This is a genomic window from Streptomyces sp. NPDC051567, assembly GCF_044454165.1.
GTDB lineage: Bacteria > Actinomycetota > Actinomycetes > Streptomycetales > Streptomycetaceae > Streptomyces.
Genome location: NZ_JBITDK010000023.1, coordinates 88,664 through 106,350 on the forward strand (window position 1 = coordinate 88,664; position 17,687 = coordinate 106,350).

The 17,687-nt window shown below is 71.6% G+C and carries 8 protein-coding genes and 2 pseudogenes; 3 read left to right on the forward strand and 7 right to left on the reverse strand.

Features of this window, described 5'->3' with window-relative positions; translation table 11 throughout:
- From ACIA5F_RS23245 to ACIA5F_RS23265, 5 genes and pseudogenes are all read right to left on the reverse strand, one after another.
- Positions 1–1,521 (reverse strand): Wzz/FepE/Etk N-terminal domain-containing protein, encoded by a 1,521-nt coding sequence (locus ACIA5F_RS23245; protein ID WP_399355927.1) that lies wholly within the window; start codon positions 1,519–1,521, stop codon positions 1–3.
- Positions 1,518–2,960, reverse strand: coding sequence for a polysaccharide biosynthesis protein (locus ACIA5F_RS23250; RefSeq protein WP_399355929.1), 1,443 nt, complete (start codon positions 2,958–2,960; stop codon positions 1,518–1,520). The genes ACIA5F_RS23245 and ACIA5F_RS23250 overlap by 4 nt, the downstream gene beginning before the upstream one ends.
- Positions 2,957–4,237 carry a glycosyltransferase family 4 protein gene (locus ACIA5F_RS23255; protein WP_399355931.1) on the reverse strand — a complete coding sequence of 427 codons (1,281 nt, stop codon included), beginning with the start codon at positions 4,235–4,237 and terminating at the stop codon, positions 2,957–2,959. The genes ACIA5F_RS23250 and ACIA5F_RS23255 overlap by 4 nt, the downstream gene beginning before the upstream one ends.
- The gene (locus ACIA5F_RS23260; RefSeq protein ID WP_399355933.1) at positions 4,227–5,543 is read right to left on the reverse strand and encodes a nucleotide sugar dehydrogenase; all 1,317 of its coding nucleotides are present in this window, start codon (positions 5,541–5,543) and stop codon (positions 4,227–4,229) included. The genes ACIA5F_RS23255 and ACIA5F_RS23260 overlap by 11 nt, the downstream gene beginning before the upstream one ends.
- 128 nt (positions 5,544–5,671) lie before the next feature.
- Positions 5,672–5,890, reverse strand: a pseudogene (locus tag ACIA5F_RS23265) (sugar transferase); the annotation flags it as partial.
- 967 nt (positions 5,891–6,857) lie between these two features.
- Here ACIA5F_RS23265 and ACIA5F_RS23270 point away from each other — a divergent pair.
- A complete protein-coding gene (locus ACIA5F_RS23270) occupies positions 6,858–12,959 on the forward strand; it encodes a DNRLRE domain-containing protein (protein WP_399355935.1) in 6,102 nt (2,033 codons plus the stop codon).
- 67 nt (positions 12,960–13,026) lie between these two features.
- Here ACIA5F_RS23270 and ACIA5F_RS23275 read toward each other — a convergent pair whose 3' ends face one another.
- Positions 13,027–13,209 carry a hypothetical protein gene (locus tag ACIA5F_RS23275; protein ID WP_399355937.1) on the reverse strand — a complete coding sequence of 61 codons (183 nt, stop codon included), beginning with the start codon at positions 13,207–13,209 and terminating at the stop codon, positions 13,027–13,029.
- An 856-nt stretch (positions 13,210–14,065) separates the two neighbouring features.
- Between ACIA5F_RS23275 and ACIA5F_RS23280 the strand changes: the two genes are divergently transcribed.
- Positions 14,066–15,298 (forward strand): hypothetical protein, encoded by a 1,233-nt coding sequence (locus tag ACIA5F_RS23280; RefSeq protein ID WP_399355939.1) that lies wholly within the window; start codon positions 14,066–14,068, stop codon positions 15,296–15,298.
- Between the two features lie 297 nt (positions 15,299–15,595).
- On the opposite strand, the gene ACIA5F_RS23285 is transcribed toward ACIA5F_RS23280, so the two are convergent.
- Complete coding sequence (locus tag ACIA5F_RS23285) at positions 15,596–16,540, reverse strand: alpha/beta fold hydrolase (protein WP_399355940.1); 945 nt, start codon at positions 16,538–16,540, stop codon at positions 15,596–15,598.
- A 189-nt stretch (positions 16,541–16,729) separates the two neighbouring features.
- On the opposite strand from ACIA5F_RS23285, the pseudogene ACIA5F_RS23290 reads away from it, so the two are divergent.
- Positions 16,730–17,560, forward strand: a pseudogene (locus ACIA5F_RS23290) (helix-turn-helix transcriptional regulator); the annotation flags it as partial.
- Between the last annotated feature and the right edge of the window lie 127 nt (positions 17,561–17,687).

Below are 17,687 nucleotides of genomic sequence, written 5' to 3' on the forward strand. Positions count from 1 at the left end.
CTACCGCGCTTCCTGGTCGATGTCCGGGACCCGTGCCCATGACGGCCGCTCCGCGAGCGGCCGGCCCGTCCCGTTCTGCCGGGCCGGCCGCTCGCTCCGGCCGCGCGGCGCGGTGTGCGGCCCGTCCCACAGCGTGCCGTCGGTCCGGTCCCGCGGATCGGGGTCGATCAGCACCACACCGATCACCGCGATGCGCAGGTCCGCGAGGTGCCGCGCCACGGTGTGCAGCCAGGCGGCGCTGCCGTGCCCGGCCCGCACGACGAGCACGGTCCGCGTACCGAGGTCCGTCAGGTCGGTCCACGCCGTGCCGGGCGCCACCGAGCCGACGCCGAGCCGGCGCTCCTCGTGCGGCCCGGCCGCGGCGCTCCCGCCGCTGACCACGGCGGGATCTCCCGGCTTCGGGCGGCGGCCGGCGAGCGGCGGGCCGGGCAGACCATCGACGATCACCACCGGTCCCTCGTCCGCCAGCGCGCCCGCCAGGTCCAGGGCGATCGCGACCGCGCTGCGCGCACAGCCCAGTTCCAGCAGGGACACCGGTTCCGCGGAGCCGCGCACGGCGCGGGCCAGGCTCGTGATGAGTCGTGTCCGTGCCGCCCGGGTCCGTCGACGCTGCCACGGCCCGGCCGGCCTGCGGGACGTACGGCGCAGCTCCGCGACGACCGAGGCGCCCAGGTTCGCCGCGATCTCCCGGCGCAGCACGGGGCGGTCCGCCACCACCACGCCGACCGCGGCCACCGCGAGTCCGAGGACGAGCCCCAGGACGAGCCCGATCGCGGCGTTGGTGACAGCGGTCTTCGGCAGGGAGTGCCGCACCGCGCGCGGGGCGTCCACGATCTGGGTGCCGGCGATGAGCCGGGGCGCGCCGATGCCCGCCTCCGCGGCGCGCCGCCCGAAGTCCGTGATCCGCGAGGTGAGTTCGGCCCGGCGGGCGAAGAGCGACTCCATGGTGGCCGACGCCTTCGGCCCGCTCTGCGGCGACGCGTCCGCGATCGCCTGGTCGACCTGGGCGAGTTCGCCCTGCATGCGGTCCCGCTGGTCGAGCAGGGTCGTGGCCTCGGCGTCCGCGGCTTCCCGTATCCGCCGCACGTGGTCCGCGACGAACGCCTCGGCCAGCGCCTCGGCCCGGGCCACCGCTTGCGCGTCGCTGTCACCCGTCACCGTGATCCGCAACAGGTTGTTCGACAAGCCGATACCTCCGTAGTCCCGCATGAAGTCCTCCGGTGTGTCCGGGGACCCGAGGGACTCCAGGGCCTTACCGGCGATCCGCGTGGTGTGCAGGAGCCCGACGTCGGTGCGGATCAGCGTCCCGGGGTCGTTCGGCTGGTCCGCCTGATGCGCCACCAGCACCGTGGTCACCGCGGTCGGCGGCGGCGGCCTGAGGACCGCCACCGCCGCGCCGACGAGCAGCCCCACCAGCGCCATCGAGCACCAGAGGCGGCGGCGCCTGCGCACCGCGACCACCAGCGCCTGGAGGTCGATCAGCGGAGCGGCGGCCGGCGGCTCCGAAGCCGTGCTCGTCACACCGGACCTCCCGCCGCGCCGACGCCCACCCCGGCCGTCGGCGTGCCGTCGTCCGCGGGACGGCCGGCCGGGCGGGACGGCCGGGCGGGACGGGCCCGGACCTCGCCGGCGAGGACGACGCCGACGATCTCCTGCCCGGCATCCGCACACGCCTCGGCGAGGCCGGCGAGTTCCTCCGCGGTCCAGCTGCCCGCGCTGAGCACGACCAGGACACCGCACTCGTCGCCGCGGTCCGGCACCAGCGGCCGGGACACCGACACCCCCACCACCCGCAGTACGGGGTGTCCCCGGTCCGAAGCGCTCGGGGAAGGACCGCTCCCGGCCTCGGCGACGAGCCGCCCGGCGGCCCTGCGGGCGATCTCGTCCCCGTCCGGGACGACGACCAGCAGCTGCCGGGGAGCGGGCAGCCGGTCCCGGAGGCGGGCGCACACCCGCCGGTAGCGGATCTGCCGGCCGGCCTCGTCGCCGGAGGTCTGCGGGGCCGGTACGTCCCACCGGACGTCGACGCCGAGCAACCGGCGGACACGGGCCCACGGGCCACGGCCTTCCGGCCGGTGCGCGCGCCGCTCACCGGGTCCGTCATCAGGTTCGTCACCGGGTCCGTCGACAGGTACGTCGACGCTGCCCAGCAGCGCCGAGCCCAGCGCCGCCGCGATCTCCGGCTCGGTGCGCAGCCGACGACTCGTCCGCGCGGCGGCGAGATGGCCGCCGACCGAGAGCAGGAAGAACAGCAGCGCCCCGCCGACGATCAGCTGCACCCTCGTCGGCGGCGCCTCACCGGCCGGCCGGGCCGCCGGCCCCATGACGACCATGGCGGCCTTGCCGGCCGCCGGGTCGGCCTGGTCCAGCTTCTTGACGGCCTCCTGCAACGCGGTACGCAGCTTCGCGAGCTCGGTGCGGGTCTGTACGCCCTCCACGCTCTTGCCCGGATCGGCCGCATCGGCCAGCTCGGTGATGCGGAGGCTGGTCTGCACCACCATCTGCCGCAGCGCCTCGGGCCGCGCCGCCGCTTCGGGGTCGGTGCGGGCGCCCGTGATCCGCGCGGCGAACGTGACGAACTGCTGGGCCACCTGGTCGGAGAGCCGCTGCGCGCGCTCCGGGGTGTCGGCCGTGCCCGAGATCTTGATGATGTTCCCGTCGGCGGCCGTGGCGCTCACCCGGTCCCGTAACTCGCTGCCGCTGACCCCGGTCCAGCCGAGCGTGGCGGTCACGCGGTCGAGCACCACCGAACTGGTCGCGATCTCCGCCTGGGTCAGCAGCTCGCGCTCCTGCCACGCCCCCGGCAGCAGTACCGATGCCGACGTCGTGTACTGCGGCGGGAACAGCGACGAGGCGCCGTGGCCGACGAGCGCGCCCACCACCGCGAGGACGGTGAGGAGCCGCCGGCGCCGACGGATGATCCGGCCCAGCGTGGCCAGGCGTATCGTGTCGTCGCTCAACGGCGCGGCCTCCTCCCCGACCGGTCCGGTTCGCCCGCCGACGCCGGAGCGGCGTCGCGGCAGGCTGCGGCGTAGGCGGCGAGCAGCGACGCCTGCGAGTTCCGCCAGGAGAGCGGCCCGCTGATCCGCTCCTGGCCGATCCTGCCCATCCGGGCCCGTCGCTCCGGATCGTCCAGCAGCAGCGCGATGAGCCCGGCGAACGCGGCCTCGTCGTCGGCGGGCGCGTAGACGGCGGCGTCACCGGCGGAGACGCGCGCCTCCCGGAGGTCGAACGAGACGATCGGCCGGCCCATCACCATGTACTCCAGGACCTTGTTCATGGTCGACACGTCGTTGAGCGGATTGCGCGGGTCGGGGGAGAGGCACACGTCCGCGGTGGACAGGTAGCGCACCAGGTCGGCGTCCGGGATGCGCCCGGTGAACTGCACCTGCTCCGAGAGCCCGAGCCGCCGGGACAGCTCCACCATCGCGTCGAAGCTGTCGCCGGAGCCGACGAACACCGCGTGCCAGTCGGTCCGCCCGAGGTCGTCGCGCAGCTTCGCGAGGGCCCGCAAGGCGTAGTCGACGCCGTCCTGCGGGCCCATGACACCGAGGTAGCACAGCAGATGGGGCTTGCCGCGCTTCAGCTCCTGCTCGGGCGGTACCGGCCGGAACCGGTCGGTGTCGGGCGCGCTGCGCACCACGAAGACGTCCTCCGGCCGCCGGCCGCCACGGCGCAGCGCGACGTCCCGGTAGCTCTCGTTCGTGGCGAGCACGACGTCCGCGGCCCGGTAGGTCCGCCGTTCCAGCGCGAGCACGGCGCGGTACAGCAGATCCTCACCGCGGTCGAACCGGGAGAGGTACAGCTCGGGCACCAGGTCGTGCTGGTCGAAGACGAACCGCGCTCCGCGCCGCTTCAGCCACAGGGCCGGCAGGAACAGCAGGTCCGGCGGGTTGCAGGCGTGGACCACGTCGACCGGGCCGACCTTGCGGGCCAGCCGGACCGTGTGCCACAACGCCGATCCGTACTCCCGCAGATAGCCGGCCGGCCCTCCGGTGGCGGCGCGCAACGGGTAGCGGTGGATGCGCACCCCGTCGATCTCCACCTCCGGTTCCGTGTCCCGCGTCGCGCCCTGAGGGCAGATGACGTGCACGGTCCAGCCCGCGTCGCGCAGCGTCGCGCACTCCTGCCACACCCGCCGGTCGAACGGCACCGACAGGTTCTCCACCAGGATCAGCGCGCGACGGGACGGCCCGTCGACGCCGACCGCGTCATCGAACGATGTGTCACCAGGCAAGGCCCATGTACCCCGGTTCGGTCCGGCGCGCCGCGGCGTCGGGAAGGTGGATGAGGTCGACGATCACGGGGCTCTCCCCATGGGGCAGTGCCGACAGCACGGCCGGGTCCTTGGTCCCGACCAGGCACACCTCGGCGTGTTCGAGCACCTCGCCGACGGATTCCGCGAGCAGCTGCGCGAGGTGCGGCAGCCGGGTCTCGATGTACTCGCGGTTCGCGCCGAGCAGCCGGGAGAGGTTCACGTTGGGGTCGTATATCCGCAGGTCGTACCCCTTGCCGAAGAGTCTCTCCGCCAGCTCGACGAGCGGGCTCTCACGGAGGTCGTCGGTGCCGGGTTTGAAGGACAACCCGAACAGGCCCACCCGGCGCTTGCCGGTGCGCTCGACCATCTCCACCGCGCGCTGAAGGTGTTCGGCGTTGGAGGGCAGTACGTGGGCGAGGATGGGCACCGAGACGTCGGCCCGCCGCGCCGCGTGGAGCAGGCTGCGCAAGTCCTTGGGAAGGCAGGAGCCGCCGAAGGCGAAGCCGGGCCGCAGGTAGGCGGGGCTGATGTTCAGCTTGCGGTCGGCCAGGAACACGTCCACCACCTGGTGCGAGTCGACCCCGAGCGCCTGGCACACCGCGCCCAGCTCGTTCGCGAAGCCGATCTTGAGGCCGTGGAACGCGTTGTCCGCGTACTTGATCGCCTCGGCCGTCGGGATCGGCACCCGGAACACCTCGCCGGGCAGTCCTTCGTACAGCGCCGCCACCACGTCGCCGCTCGCCGGGTCGAGTTCGCCGATGACGGTCTTGGGCGGATCGAAGAAGTCCCGCACGCTCGTGCCCTCGCGCAGGAACTCCGGGTTGACCGCGACCCTGATGTCCACCCCGGCCGTGCCGCCGGTGTATTTCTCCAGGATCGGTACCAGCAGGTTCAGGCAGGTGCCCGGGAGCATGGTGCTGCGGAACACGACGGTCTGCCGCCCACCCCGCTCGGCCACGGCGGCACCGATCTGCTCGGTGACCCGCTCCAGGTAGGTGGTGCACAGGCTGCCGTTGGGCTCCGACGGTGTGCCCACACAGACCAGCGACACCTCGCTGCCCATGATCGCCTCGCGGACGTCACCGGTGGCGCGTAACGCTCCGGTCCGCACGACCTCGGCGATGAGTTCGCCGATCCGTTCCTCGACCACCGGGGCCTTGCCGGCGTTGACCAGGTCGACCTTCACCTGGTTCACGTCCACCCCGATGACCTCGTGACCTAAGCTGGCCAGGCACGCGGCCGACACACAGCCCACGTAGCCCAGGCCTAAGACGCTGACCCTCATCACTCGTTCCTCCCCCCGGGCAGACCTCTTCGGCCTGCCGTCCACGAGCCGACCGGACGACGTCCCCCGCGCGTCACATGGGCCCCTTGCCCTAAACGGGCCCCCTGCCTCTGGAACACGGCTCGCGGCGCGACGGCACGGTAGCCGTCGGGGCGGACGTGGTGGACGTGATGGGTGACGTCCGCCGGTCGGCCGATGTCCGGTACCCCGTCCCGCCGGTCACCGCCGGGCCGGAAACCGTCCGGCACGCACACCGTCTCCACCCGCCACCCGAGGTGGGGGAACGCGCGGGTGCGGGTGATCAGGTCGCGCACGGTGGCCGGGCTCCCGGTGGCGAGCACCGGGCGCTCGCGCGCCGATAAGGCCGATAAGAGCGGGTCGGCCGACTTCCCTTGCCCCTGCTGCACAGTCCCCCCAGATCGCCAGTGGACTCGACGTGTTCACTCCGCATGGTTGCGCCGCCCGGGAGGCCCGCCCCTGCGGCGCGAGGTGAACACCCCACCCGGCCGACAGCGGACATGCGTGTTGCCGGAATTTCGAGGTGCGCGGGAACCCGTTGACGGTTGCTCCCCACACCTGAGGCCCCCTCTCGGGCTCCAAGAATCGATCACCCCAGGCCGGTGTACCGGGACACGACGGCAGGCGGTCCGTCATAGCCGGACCTGTGGATCACCATGTGTCGCCTCGTGTCCAAGCGTGCGAAGCAGGGTCAATCTAGAGCATGGGCGCCCGTCTGGAGAGGGGATGTGTGCAACTTGTGCTCGGGCTTTGAAGCCGGAGCCACCGAACGGCAAATGCCTGCGGTTGCCATAGAGGCGCAAGTGTCTGGTGTGACTTGTGAGCACGAATTTCCCGGGCTGCCGACACACCGACCCGAGCCGTCCCGGTACCACCGACCAGGCCGTCCCTTACGGAAATTGCCTCGCCCGCGCCGACCGGCGCCGCGCCTCGCAGCGGTAGCTGGAGGAGAACGCGGTGGCACCGGCCGACGCGCGCTCGACCGGCAGGATTCGGAAGGGACGGCCTGGTTGGCGCCGTCCGGACGGCCTCGGGGCCACCGGGGTGAGGGGTTCACGGTCGGCGGAGCGTGGCCGCCCGGCGGGCTGGAGAACGCTCGGTAAAGGTATGGCAAATTACAGGGAGTAGGTGTGAGGATGCCCTGAGGCGTGGGGCAGTGGGCCCCTCGTGTGTCAGAAGGGTATTCGTATGCGTCGTGGGACCGAGGAACGGGCGAGACCACACCTGGCCTGTTTCACCCGTTTATCCTTTTCCTCCGGTCGGCCACGGCCCCGCCGGGCCCGGGTGCTGTCCCGGGTGGCGCTGGCGGTGGCCACCGTGATGGCGGTGGAGACCGCGCTGGTCGTCTCGGCCACCGGCCAGGCCGTGGCGCTGCCCGCGCAGCCCGCGCCCGCCGCCCCGGCCGAGCCCGCCGCGCATGCGAAGACCGCGAAGGACCTGGCGTCCGCGCATGTCGCCGCGCGGCTCTCGGGCAAGCGCGTCGAGGCGCTGTCGGAACGCACCGAGTCCTCCTCGGTGTTCGCCAACCCCGACGGCACCACCACGGTGGAGGCCGGGAGTGGCCCGCTGCGCTACCAGGACGCCTCGGGCACCTGGCAGGACATCGATGTCGAGCTGGTGAAGAACTCCGACGGAGGGGTCCGCGCCAAGGCGCACCCGCTCGGCCTGAAACTGGCGGGCCCCACCCCCGCCGAGCAGGCCGCGAAGGCCCGCTCCGCCGGAGCGCCCGGCCAGGCGGAGACCCCGTCGGTGCCGCTGGTCACCCTGGCGGCCGAGGGCGGCGTGGAGCTGGGCCTGCACTGGCGCGGGGCGCTGCCCGAGCCCGAGGTCGAGGGCACCACCGCCCGCTACCGCGACGCCCTGACCCAAACCGATCTGATCATCGAATCCACCCGGACCGGTTTCGAGCAGTTCCTGGAGCTGAAGGACCGCAGCGCCATCGCCGCGACCGGCACGGTCACGCTGACGCTGAGCGCCAAGGGCATCAAGGCCCAGGCGAACGAGGACCGTTCGATCAGCTTCCTCGACGCCGAGGGCAAGCAGATCGGCGTGCTGCCCGCCCCGGTGATGTGGGACGCCCGGGTCGACGCGAACGGTGTTCCCACGCACCGTGCCGATGTGGGCCTGAAGGTCACCCAGCGGGGTGCGGACATCGATCTGACGCTGACCCCGGACGCGAAGTACCTCGCGGACCCGGCCACCCGGTTCCCGGTCACCGTGGACCCTGCCGTCAACATCGGCGTCGGCTTCGACACCTATGTGCGGGACGGTCTCACCACCGACACCTCCGGGGAGGGCTACCTGCGCGTCGGGCCCACCGGCGGGAAGGCGACCCGCTCGTACCTGAACTTCCCCACGACGGGCATCGCGGGGAAGCAGATCATCCAGGCCCGGCTCAACCTGGCCCGCCAGGCCGGGTCGTGTACGCCGCAGAGCATCGACATCTACGACACCTCCCTGCCGACCACGGCCACCCGCTGGACCAACCAGCCCAGCTGGAACACCAAGTGGGCGACGATCGACGCGGCCACGAGCTGCAAGACCGACTGGATATCACCGGACATCACCACACTGGCCGCCGCCTGGGCAGCCAATGGCAAGCCGAACAACTCCCTGGGCCTCCGGGCCACCAGCGAGCTCGCCGCGGGCACCGCCAAGGCGTTCCGCTCCGGTAACTCCGCCACCAACCCGCCGTACATGTCGGTCACCTACAACACCAAGCCGGGCCTGGCGTCCCCGGTCTCCCCGCTGACCGGCGGGGCGACCAACGACACCACGCCGACGCTGACCGGCAAGGCCACCGACCCGGACGGCAACACGGTCCGGCTCAGCTACGAGATCTGGACGCCGACCGCCGCCGCCCTCCAGGCCGGCAAGTCCGCGTGGGTCGCCTCCGGCGCCAACGCCCCCTGGACGCCCACCACCGCGCTCGCCCCGGGCGAGTACAAGTGGCGCGCCGCCGTCGAGGACGGCTCCACCTGGAACGGCTCCTGGTCGCCGTGGCAGACGTTCACGGTGGACACCACTGCCCCGGCCGTCTCCGCCGTGTCCTCCACGGACTTCCCCGCGGGCCAGTGGGCGGGCACCCCGAACGTCGACGGCCTGTTCTCGGGCGCGTTCACCCTCACCCCGCCCGCCTCGGACCGGACCGGTGTGCAGTACGCGCTCGACGGCGCGGCCTGGACCACGGTCAACGCCACCGCTCCGGTCACCCGGACCCTGACCTTCGGCGCGGGCGAGCACACCCTGAAGGCCCGCACCGTCGACGCCGCGGGCAATGTCTCGGCCGAGACCTCCTACACCTTCGCCGCCGGCGCAGGCGCCGCCCTGCTGACCCCGGGTGAGGGCGAGCGTCCGGCCCGCCGGGTGGGCCTGTCCGCCCAGGGCAAGGACAACCACACCGGCGTCGTCTACCAGTACCGCCGTGGTGAGACGGACACCTGGAAGGACGTTCCGGCCGCCAACGTCCGCAAGGCCGACGGCTCGGCCCTCGCGGGCTGGCCCGCCCCGGCCCCGCAGGGCAACCCGGCCGGTCTGACCTGGAACATCACCGACACCCTCACCACGGACGGCGCGATCGACGTCCGGGCCGGTTTCACCTCGGGCACCGCCGGCTACCTCTATTCACCGCACCACACGGTGACGGTGGACCGCACCGCGGGCGAGGCACCCAGCAACCCCATAGGTCCCGGTACGGTCAATCTGCTGACCGGTGACTTCGCGCTGACCGAGACCGACGCGGACGCGTTCGGCACCTCCGTCACCCGCACCGCCTCCTCCCGGGAGCCGGGCGCGGGCGCGGTCGAGGACGGCCAGGCCGCGATCTTCGGCAAGGAGTGGACCTCAGGCACCAGCACCGAGGGCCGCGAGACCTCCTACGTCTATCTGAAGCAGACCTCGGCCACCTCGGTCGCGGCCGTGGACGACACCGGCACCGAGACCGGCTTCACCGCCGCCGCCGGCGGCACCTGGAAGGCGGAGCCCGGCGCCGGGCACCTGGCCCTCACCGGGGCGCTGACCGGCACCTTCACGCTCACCGACTCCGACGGCGCCGTCGTCACCTTCGCCAAGGCGGGCCCGAACGGCCAGAACTGGCCGGTCAGCAGCGTCAGCAAGGACGGGGTGGACAACTCCACCACCACGGTGATCTCCGAGACCGTGACCGAGGGCGGTAAGACCCTCACCCGCCCGCACCGGGTCATCATCCCGACCTCCGCGGTGCCCGCGGCGACCTGCGCGACCACCCCGGCCACCAAGGGCTGCCGGATCCTGGAGTTCGTCTACGCCACCACGACCACCGCCACCGGCTGGTCGGGCGGCGCGGACTTCGGTGACGTCGCGGGTCAGGTCAAGGAGATCCGGCTGTGGTCCACCTGGGGCGGGGCCGCCACGGCCACCTCCCAGTCCGTCGCCGTCTACAGCTACGACTTGGGCGGCAGGCTCCGCCAGCAGTGGAACCCGCACCTGAACCAGGGCATGCAGACCCAGTACTCCTACGACGCGCAGGGCCGGATCACCTGGTACCACACCAAGTCGGAGCTCGGCTGGGACTTCGCCTACGGCAAGGTCGGCAACGCCGCCACCGCCGGTGAGGGCATGCTGCTCAAGGCGTCCCGCAAGGGCCTCAAGCAGGGCACTCCCGATGTCGAGGAAGGCGTCGCGCACACCAGCCTCGTCTACGACGTCCCGCTGACCGGCGCGAGCGCCCCGTACCAGATGGGCGCGAACAACGTCCGTGCCTGGGGCCAGAGCGACGCCCCCACCGACGCCACCGCCGTCCTGCCCGCAGACACCGTCCCCACGAGCCACGACGGCGCCACCCTGGCCGCCGCCGACTACCGGCGCGCCTCGGTGACCTACCTGAACGCCTCCGGGCGCGAGGTCAACGCCGCCGCTCCCGGCGGCCACATCTCCGCCAGCGCCTACAACAACCACGGCGAGAGCGTCCGTGAGCTGACCGAGGGCAACCGGGCCCTGGCCCTGGGCGCCACCGAGGCCGACCGGGCCACGCTGGCCGACCTCGGCATCAACGGCCTGCCCACCGCCGACCGTGCCGAACTCCTCTCCACCCGCTCGTCCTTCGACGAGAAGGGCACCCGTGAGCTCCAGGAGCTCGGTCCGCTGCGGCGGGTCACCCTGACCGATGACCTGAAGTCCGGCAGCACCACCATCGCCCCCGCCGGAACCTCGGTCGTCGCCCGCAACTGGGACGTGAACGAGTTCGACGCGGGCCGCCCCACCGACGGCAGCGCGACCGTCGAGGACCAGGTCACCAAGGTCACCAAGGGTGCCCAGCTGCTGATCCACCCGACCCTGCACGCCGATGCCCGGGTGACCCAGACGGTCTACGACTGGGCCAAGGGCCTGCCCCTGCGCACCATCCAGGACCCGGCCGGTCTGGCGATCACCGAGGCGACCGAGTACGACGCCCAGGGCCGTGCGGTCAAGTCCCTGCGGGCCGGGTCCAGCGGCACCGACGCCGCCACCTTCGTGACCCGTTACTGGTCCGCGACCGGCACCGGCGCCTGCGCCGGCCGCCCGGAGTGGGCCGATCTGCCCTGCTCCACGGGCCCGGCCGCGGCCACCACCGGCGGCGGCACGGCCCCGGCCGAACTCCCGGTGACCACCGTCGAATACACCTGGTGGGGCGACGAGTTCAAGACCGTCGCCACCGCCAACGGTGTCACCCGCACCACGCTCGCCGAGATCGACAACGCGGGCCGTACCGTCTCGGTGAAGACCATGGGCGGGACCGGCGCCGCGGTGCCGGACCAGACCTTCGAGTACGACCCGCACACCGGCAACGTCGTGAAGACGACGGCGCCGACCGGCGGCACGATCAGTGAGCAGTACGACAAGCTCGGCCGTCTCATCTCCTACACCGACGCCGACGGCGGCGTCACCCGTACCGAGTACGACCTGCTGAACCGTCCGGTGAAGATCACCGACTCGGTGCCGTCCACCGTCGCCTACGCCTACGACCACGCCATCGAGCCGCGCGGCCTGGTCACCTCCACCACCGACTCCGTCGCGGGCACCTTCTCGGCCGCCTACGACGCCGACGGCCGGGTCGCGAGCGAGAAGCTCTCCGGCGGTTACACCCTCACCAGCCGTGAGGACGCCACCGGCACCCCGCTGTCCCGGGTCTACACCCGTGACATCGACGGCGTCACCGTCTACTCCGACACCGTCACCCCCTCCGCCCACGGGCAGGCCGTCTCCCGTTCCGGCTGGTCCGCCCAGGACTTCGGCTACGACCGGGCCGGACGCCTCACCCGCGTGAGCGACACCGTCGGCGAGACCTGCACCACCCGCACCTACACCTTCGACAAGCGCAGCAACCGCACCGGCCTGACCACCATCGAGGGCGCCCCCGGCACCGACTGCCCCACCACCGCAGGCACCGGCAAGACCTACGCCTACGACACCGGTGACCGGCTCGTCGAGGCCGGCACCAGCTATGACGCGTTCGGCCGGACCACCGCCCAGCAGGGCAGCACCTTCGCCTACTACAACAACGACCTGGTCCGGCAGCAGACCGCCAACGGCCGGCGCCAGAGCTGGACCCTGGACGCCGCCCACCGCTTGCGCGGCTGGACGGTGGAGAGCGACCAGGCCGGAACCTGGGTGCCCGAGCAGAACAAGCGCAACCACTACGACGGCAACAGCGACAACCCCCGCTGGATCGTCGAGGACGTGGCCACCGGCCAGGTCACCCGGAACGTCGAAGCCGCGGGCGGGCTCTTCTCCGCCACCACCGCCGCCCAGGGCGGCGTGACCCTCCAACTGTCGAACCTCCACGGTGACATCGCCCTCCAGCTCCCGCTGGACCCGGCCGAAGCCCCCCTGGTCCTCGACAACGACGAGTACGGCAACCCCCGCACCGGGCAGCCCGCCACCCGCTACAACTGGCTCGGCACCGAGCAGCGCTCCAGCGAGACCCTCACCGGCATCCAGCTGATGGGCGTGCGCCTCTACAACCCGGTCACCGGACGCTTCCTGTCCCCCGACCCCGTCCCCTCCGGCTCGCCGAACTACTACGGCTACCCCGCCGACCCCATCTCCATGGTGGACCTCGACGGCCGTGGCTGGAGCAAGGTCTGGCGCTACTACCTCTACGACAGCAAGGTCAAGAAGCTCGCCAACGCCCTGAAGTGGGGCGGCAACGCCGCCAAGATCATCGGCGCGGCGATCGGTGTCGGCAGCGGCGGGGTACTCGCCGCTCTGAGCGCGGCCCTGGCGGTCGTGGGCGTCGGGGCCAAGACCATCGGCAAGCAGTTCGACAAGAAGCGTAAGCAGCGGGGCAAGGGCGTCGTCCTCGCCTTCGGTATCTGGAAGAAGAAGGTCTGGCCCGGCCACATCTACTTCCCGAGGTACCAGATCTCCGTCTGGAAGTAACCCGCCCCAAAGGTACGGGTGGCCGGAGGACGACAACACCGGCCACCCGTACCACCGGGCGTCTGCGTCACGCCGCCGTGGTCATGTCTCCTTGTTCGCGCGGTGTGCCGCCGTAGGGAACCTCGGAGAACCCGGCCTCCTCGATGTACGCCTCGTACGCCTCGTACGCCTCGTACGCCTCGTACGCCTCGTACGCCTCGTACGCCTCGTACGCGTCGGCCACGTGAACCGCGCTCCCCCTGCTGCTCATGACGTCCCTGCCCAGCGGCCCGGTACTTCCCGGGCAGTTTCACACGGCCAGTGGGTGACCGGAGCCGCCCCGGAGCGTCCGGCAGGGGTTCCCGCCGGGACCGGCAGCACCTGGCCCGGACCACTTCCGTGCAGGTCAAGGTGGGCCTGCCTCCGGGGCCGGCGCCATGCACATGTCTGCAACCCCAGGGGCAGCGGCGCGTTCATCAAGGTCTCCGCGTAAGGGGACTGGCTTGCCCGTCCCGTAGCACAGCAAGGACGGTCGGCCCCCGGGGCGGAGCGCCGTCAACCCGTGCACTCTTGCGCGAATCTCAGGCTCATGGGACGCCGGTGGAGTACAGCGCTGACGTGGGAGGCATCGATCCTGGCGCGTACCGGGCCGTGTGCCACGGCCGCCCGCAGCACGCTCTCGTCCCCGGGGCCACCGGCGCCCACTGCTCGATGGCACCGCCTGAGGATGCCTGGGCTGCCCCCGGTCGGCCCGGGGGGTGGTGCCGCGCGGGGGCATGGGGGCCGAGCGGGTGGCCGGAAGTCGCCGTGGTCTCCTGCCGTGCACGGGCGGGCGAGGGCGTTCACCGGCCGTCGGCCGCGACCGTAGCCGTGGGACCGGAAGTGCTGCTGGGGCGCCGTCACCTGGAGGCCGGGCCCGTCCGTGGGGCGGGGCGGCCATGTCGGACAGCGGGTGGCGCAGAGCAAAGTGAACGGGCGTACGAATCCAGCCGTTTCGGAGATCTGGCTGTCAACGGATCACCAGGGGCGGAAACTTGAGCCGCGAAGCGGGTTCCCAGCCGGCCTGGAACAGACGAATGCCCATGCACTTGTATGCCGATGTCCTTGAAGAGATCAGGAGTGTCCGGATGGCCCGCTTGCGCTCTCCCCGACCTGTAACCCTTGCCGCCGCGGCGGCGACCGCCCTGCTCCTCCTGGGTTCGGCGCCCGTGGCGGTGGCCGAACCCTTCGAACTGCTGCCGACGTCACGGCTGCTCCCGATCCCGCCGGGAGGGCTCCACAGTTTCGTCAAGGGGCTGAACAGCAGCGGCACGGTCATCGGCGAGTACTACGTGGAGGGCTCCGACGGGCCACTCGCGATCCGGTGGAACGCCGGCCGCCCCGGCTACACCCGCCTGGCGCCGCTGCCCGGTGAACAGTTCAGCCGCACGACCGCGCTCAGCGACCGCGGATGGGTGGTCGGCCTGTCCTACAACAGCCTGCCCAACTCCCACCCCGTCCGCTGGACACCGGGCGCCACCCCGACACGGTTGACGCTTCCCGGTGGGTCTCGCGGCGGTAACGCGTCGGCCGTCAACGACTCCGGGGTCGCGGTCGGCGACGCGTCCGAGGAGAGCAACCGCTCCCACCCCCTGCGCTGGCAGTCCGACGGCACCAGGACCGACCTGCCCGTGCTGCCCGGCGACAACAGCGGCACCGCGACGTCGGTCAACAATGCGGGCACGGCGGTCGGGTGGACCGAGAAGCGCGACGGCACCGGTGGCCCCGCGCACCCCGCGCACCCCGCGCACCCCGTGCGCTGGAACGCGGCGGGTGTCGTGAGCGCGCTGCCCCTCCCGGCGGGGTTCGACGCGGCCCGGACGAGCCGGATCACCGACAACGGCGTGGTCCTCGGTCACGGGCGGCTCGCCGGGAGCACGGAGTACGACCGGGTCCTGGTGTGGGCGGCCGACGGAACCGTCCGCGACGCCGGGCGCGGGCGGGGATACGACGTCAACCGGGCGGCCACCGCCGTGGGGGCTTCGTTGGAGGACGACCCGAACGGTGACACGGCCCGCTGGAACGCGAACGGCACCCGGACCGTGCTCGCCAATCCGGCGGAAGAGGCCGGGGAGGTACTGGCGATCAACAACCGGGGGACGGCCGTCGGGTACGCGTGGCCGCCGGCCGGTAACCCCGCGTTGGACAAGGCCCTGTTGTGGAAGCCTGACGGTACGGTCGTCCCGCTGCCGCCGTCGTCTCTCGGTCCCTATGCCGCGGCGTTCGCGATCAACGACGCCGGAGTGATCGCCGGATTCGCCGTCGGTACCGACGGCGCCGGCAACGCGACGACCTGGCGTGCGACCGTCTGGAAGCGCTGACGCCCACCGCCTCCTCGACGGGAGCTCCGGTAAGGGGTCGCGGGTAAAGGGTCGCGAGTAAGGAATACCCTTCGAGGTCCCCGGCGCTTCGTGTGCGAGGCGCCGGGGATTCCCCGGGCTGGAGCCGCCGCCCGTCCGCAGTCGGGACAGGCCGGCTTCCGTCCGTACCGCTCGCTGCGCCGGCGGGACTGCTCGGGCCTCGATCGAAGAGGGATTCACACACGGCCCGACGACTCGAAGAGCTTCAGGCGACACGAACCGGATCACGAACCGGATCACGAACCGGATCACGAGCAACTAAATGGCGCTCTGCTTTTCCAGCCATTTCGTCATCGCCTGGTTCGTTTCTTCCGGCTTCTCTTGCTGGATCCAATGACCGCAATCCAGATCGACCACTTCCACATGGGGTACGAACTCCGCCAGCTTCTCAGACCTCCGGACCACATCCCGGTCGCCGTAGATCATGAGCGTGGGCTGCTGGATGACCGGGTTCACGTCCGCCAGCAAGCGCCAGTTGCGGTCCAAGTTCCTGTACCAGTTCACACTGCCCGTGAACCCTGTCGATTCGAAGGCGGAGACGAAAACGGCCAGTTCGCTGTCGCTCATGACGGGATCACCGAGTGGCGTTCCCGCTCTGGCGAGATCGATCAGCGCCATACCAGGCTGAGGCTCCCTGGGGGGCTTGTTCTTCCGGTACAGGTTGCGAAGGAACTGGAATGTGTTCTCTTCGAACACGGCGTCCGCGACGCCTGGCTGCCGATTGAAGTGGACAAAGTAGAAGTCGCCGCCAAGTGCGTCTTCCATGAACTCGACCCAGGGCTTCTCTCCGCGCTCCTGGTAAGGCAGGCTCAGGTTGATCACCTTGTTTACACGGTTCGGATGCAGCAGGGCCAGTCCCCAGACGACCATTGCACCCCAATCGTGACCGACAAAGGTGGCATCCTCGTACCCGTAGTGATCGAGAAGTGCGACGAGATCACCCGACAGGTGTTCAATGTCGTAGTCCGTCACTTCGGCCGGACGGGATGAGTTGCCATAACCCCGCTGGTTCGGGACGATGACATGGTAGCCCGCTGCGGCGAGGGCGGGCACCTGATGGCGCCAGGAAAAGGCGTGCTCCGGCCAGCCGTGACAGAGCACAATGGGATTTCCGGCATTCTGCCGGCCTGCTTCAAAGACTTCGAGCTCCACACCGTTGACTGGAACAAGGGTGGGCCTGGGGAAATCGGTTGGATCGAACATGGAATTTCCTCTCCATCTTTCTGGGGTGATCAGGCGGCGAAGGTTCCCGAAGACGGCGTCGGCGCACCCCTGACAGGCCGAGGGTCGATACGGTCGTGGGTGGTGGGACTCGCCGGTGAGGTCATGTCACCATCTTGGTGACCGAAACCGGTCACCCCACGACCGGTTTCATGTGGAAGTGTCGTCGGCATGCGAACCGACCGGCTGGTGGCCATCCTCCTCCTGCTGCAACGGCGCGAGCAGGTGACAGCAGCAGAGGTCGCCCGAGAGGTGGAGGTCTCCGAGCGCACCGCCCGCCGCGACCTCGACGCCCTGGCCACGGCCGGGGTGCCCGTGTACTCCCTGCAGGGCCGAGGCGGCGGCTGGCGCCTCGTGGGCGGCGCCCGCACCGACCTGTCCGGGTTGACCGCGAGTGAGGCCCGCGCCCTGTTCCTGGTCGCCGGCCCGGCCTCGGCTGCGACGCCTGCTGTGAAAGCAGCTCTGCGCAAGCTCGTCCATGCCCTGCCGGAGCCCTTCCGGGTGCAGGCCGAGGCAGCGGCGTCGTCGTTGGTCACGGACCCGCGACGATGGGGGGCGAGCCGGGTCGAGCACCGACCACCTCGCTTCCTCGACGAACTCCAGGACGCGGTGATCCGCGGTGTCCAGGTGCGGCTCGGCTACGTCGACCGCAACGGCGCCGAAACCGAGAGAACCGTCCACCCGCTGGGCATCGTCGCCAAAGGTCCGTCGTGGTACCTCGTCTCCAGCACCGAGACCGGCCGGCGGACCTTCCGGATCGACCGCGTGTCGTCCGCCGACCCGACCGACGGTCCCGTGCACCGACCCGAGGACTTCGACCTCGCCGAGAGCTGGCGCGAGATCGCCGACGAGGTCGACCGCAAGCGAACGCCCCTTGAGATCCAGGCGGTATGCGCGCCCCACGGGACAGGCCTGCTCCGGAGGGTGCTCGGCGATCGGCTCGAAGTGGGAGGTTCCACGACCGACGGCCGCATCGAGGTCGTGATCCGCGGCCACGACGAGTACGCGGCCGCGCGGGGGGGGGGGGGCGCTGGGGGGGGGGGGGGGGGGGGGGGGGGGGGGGGGGGGGGGGGGGGGGGGGCGCCCCCCCCCCCCCCCCCCCCCCCCCCCCCCCCCCCCCCCCCCCCCC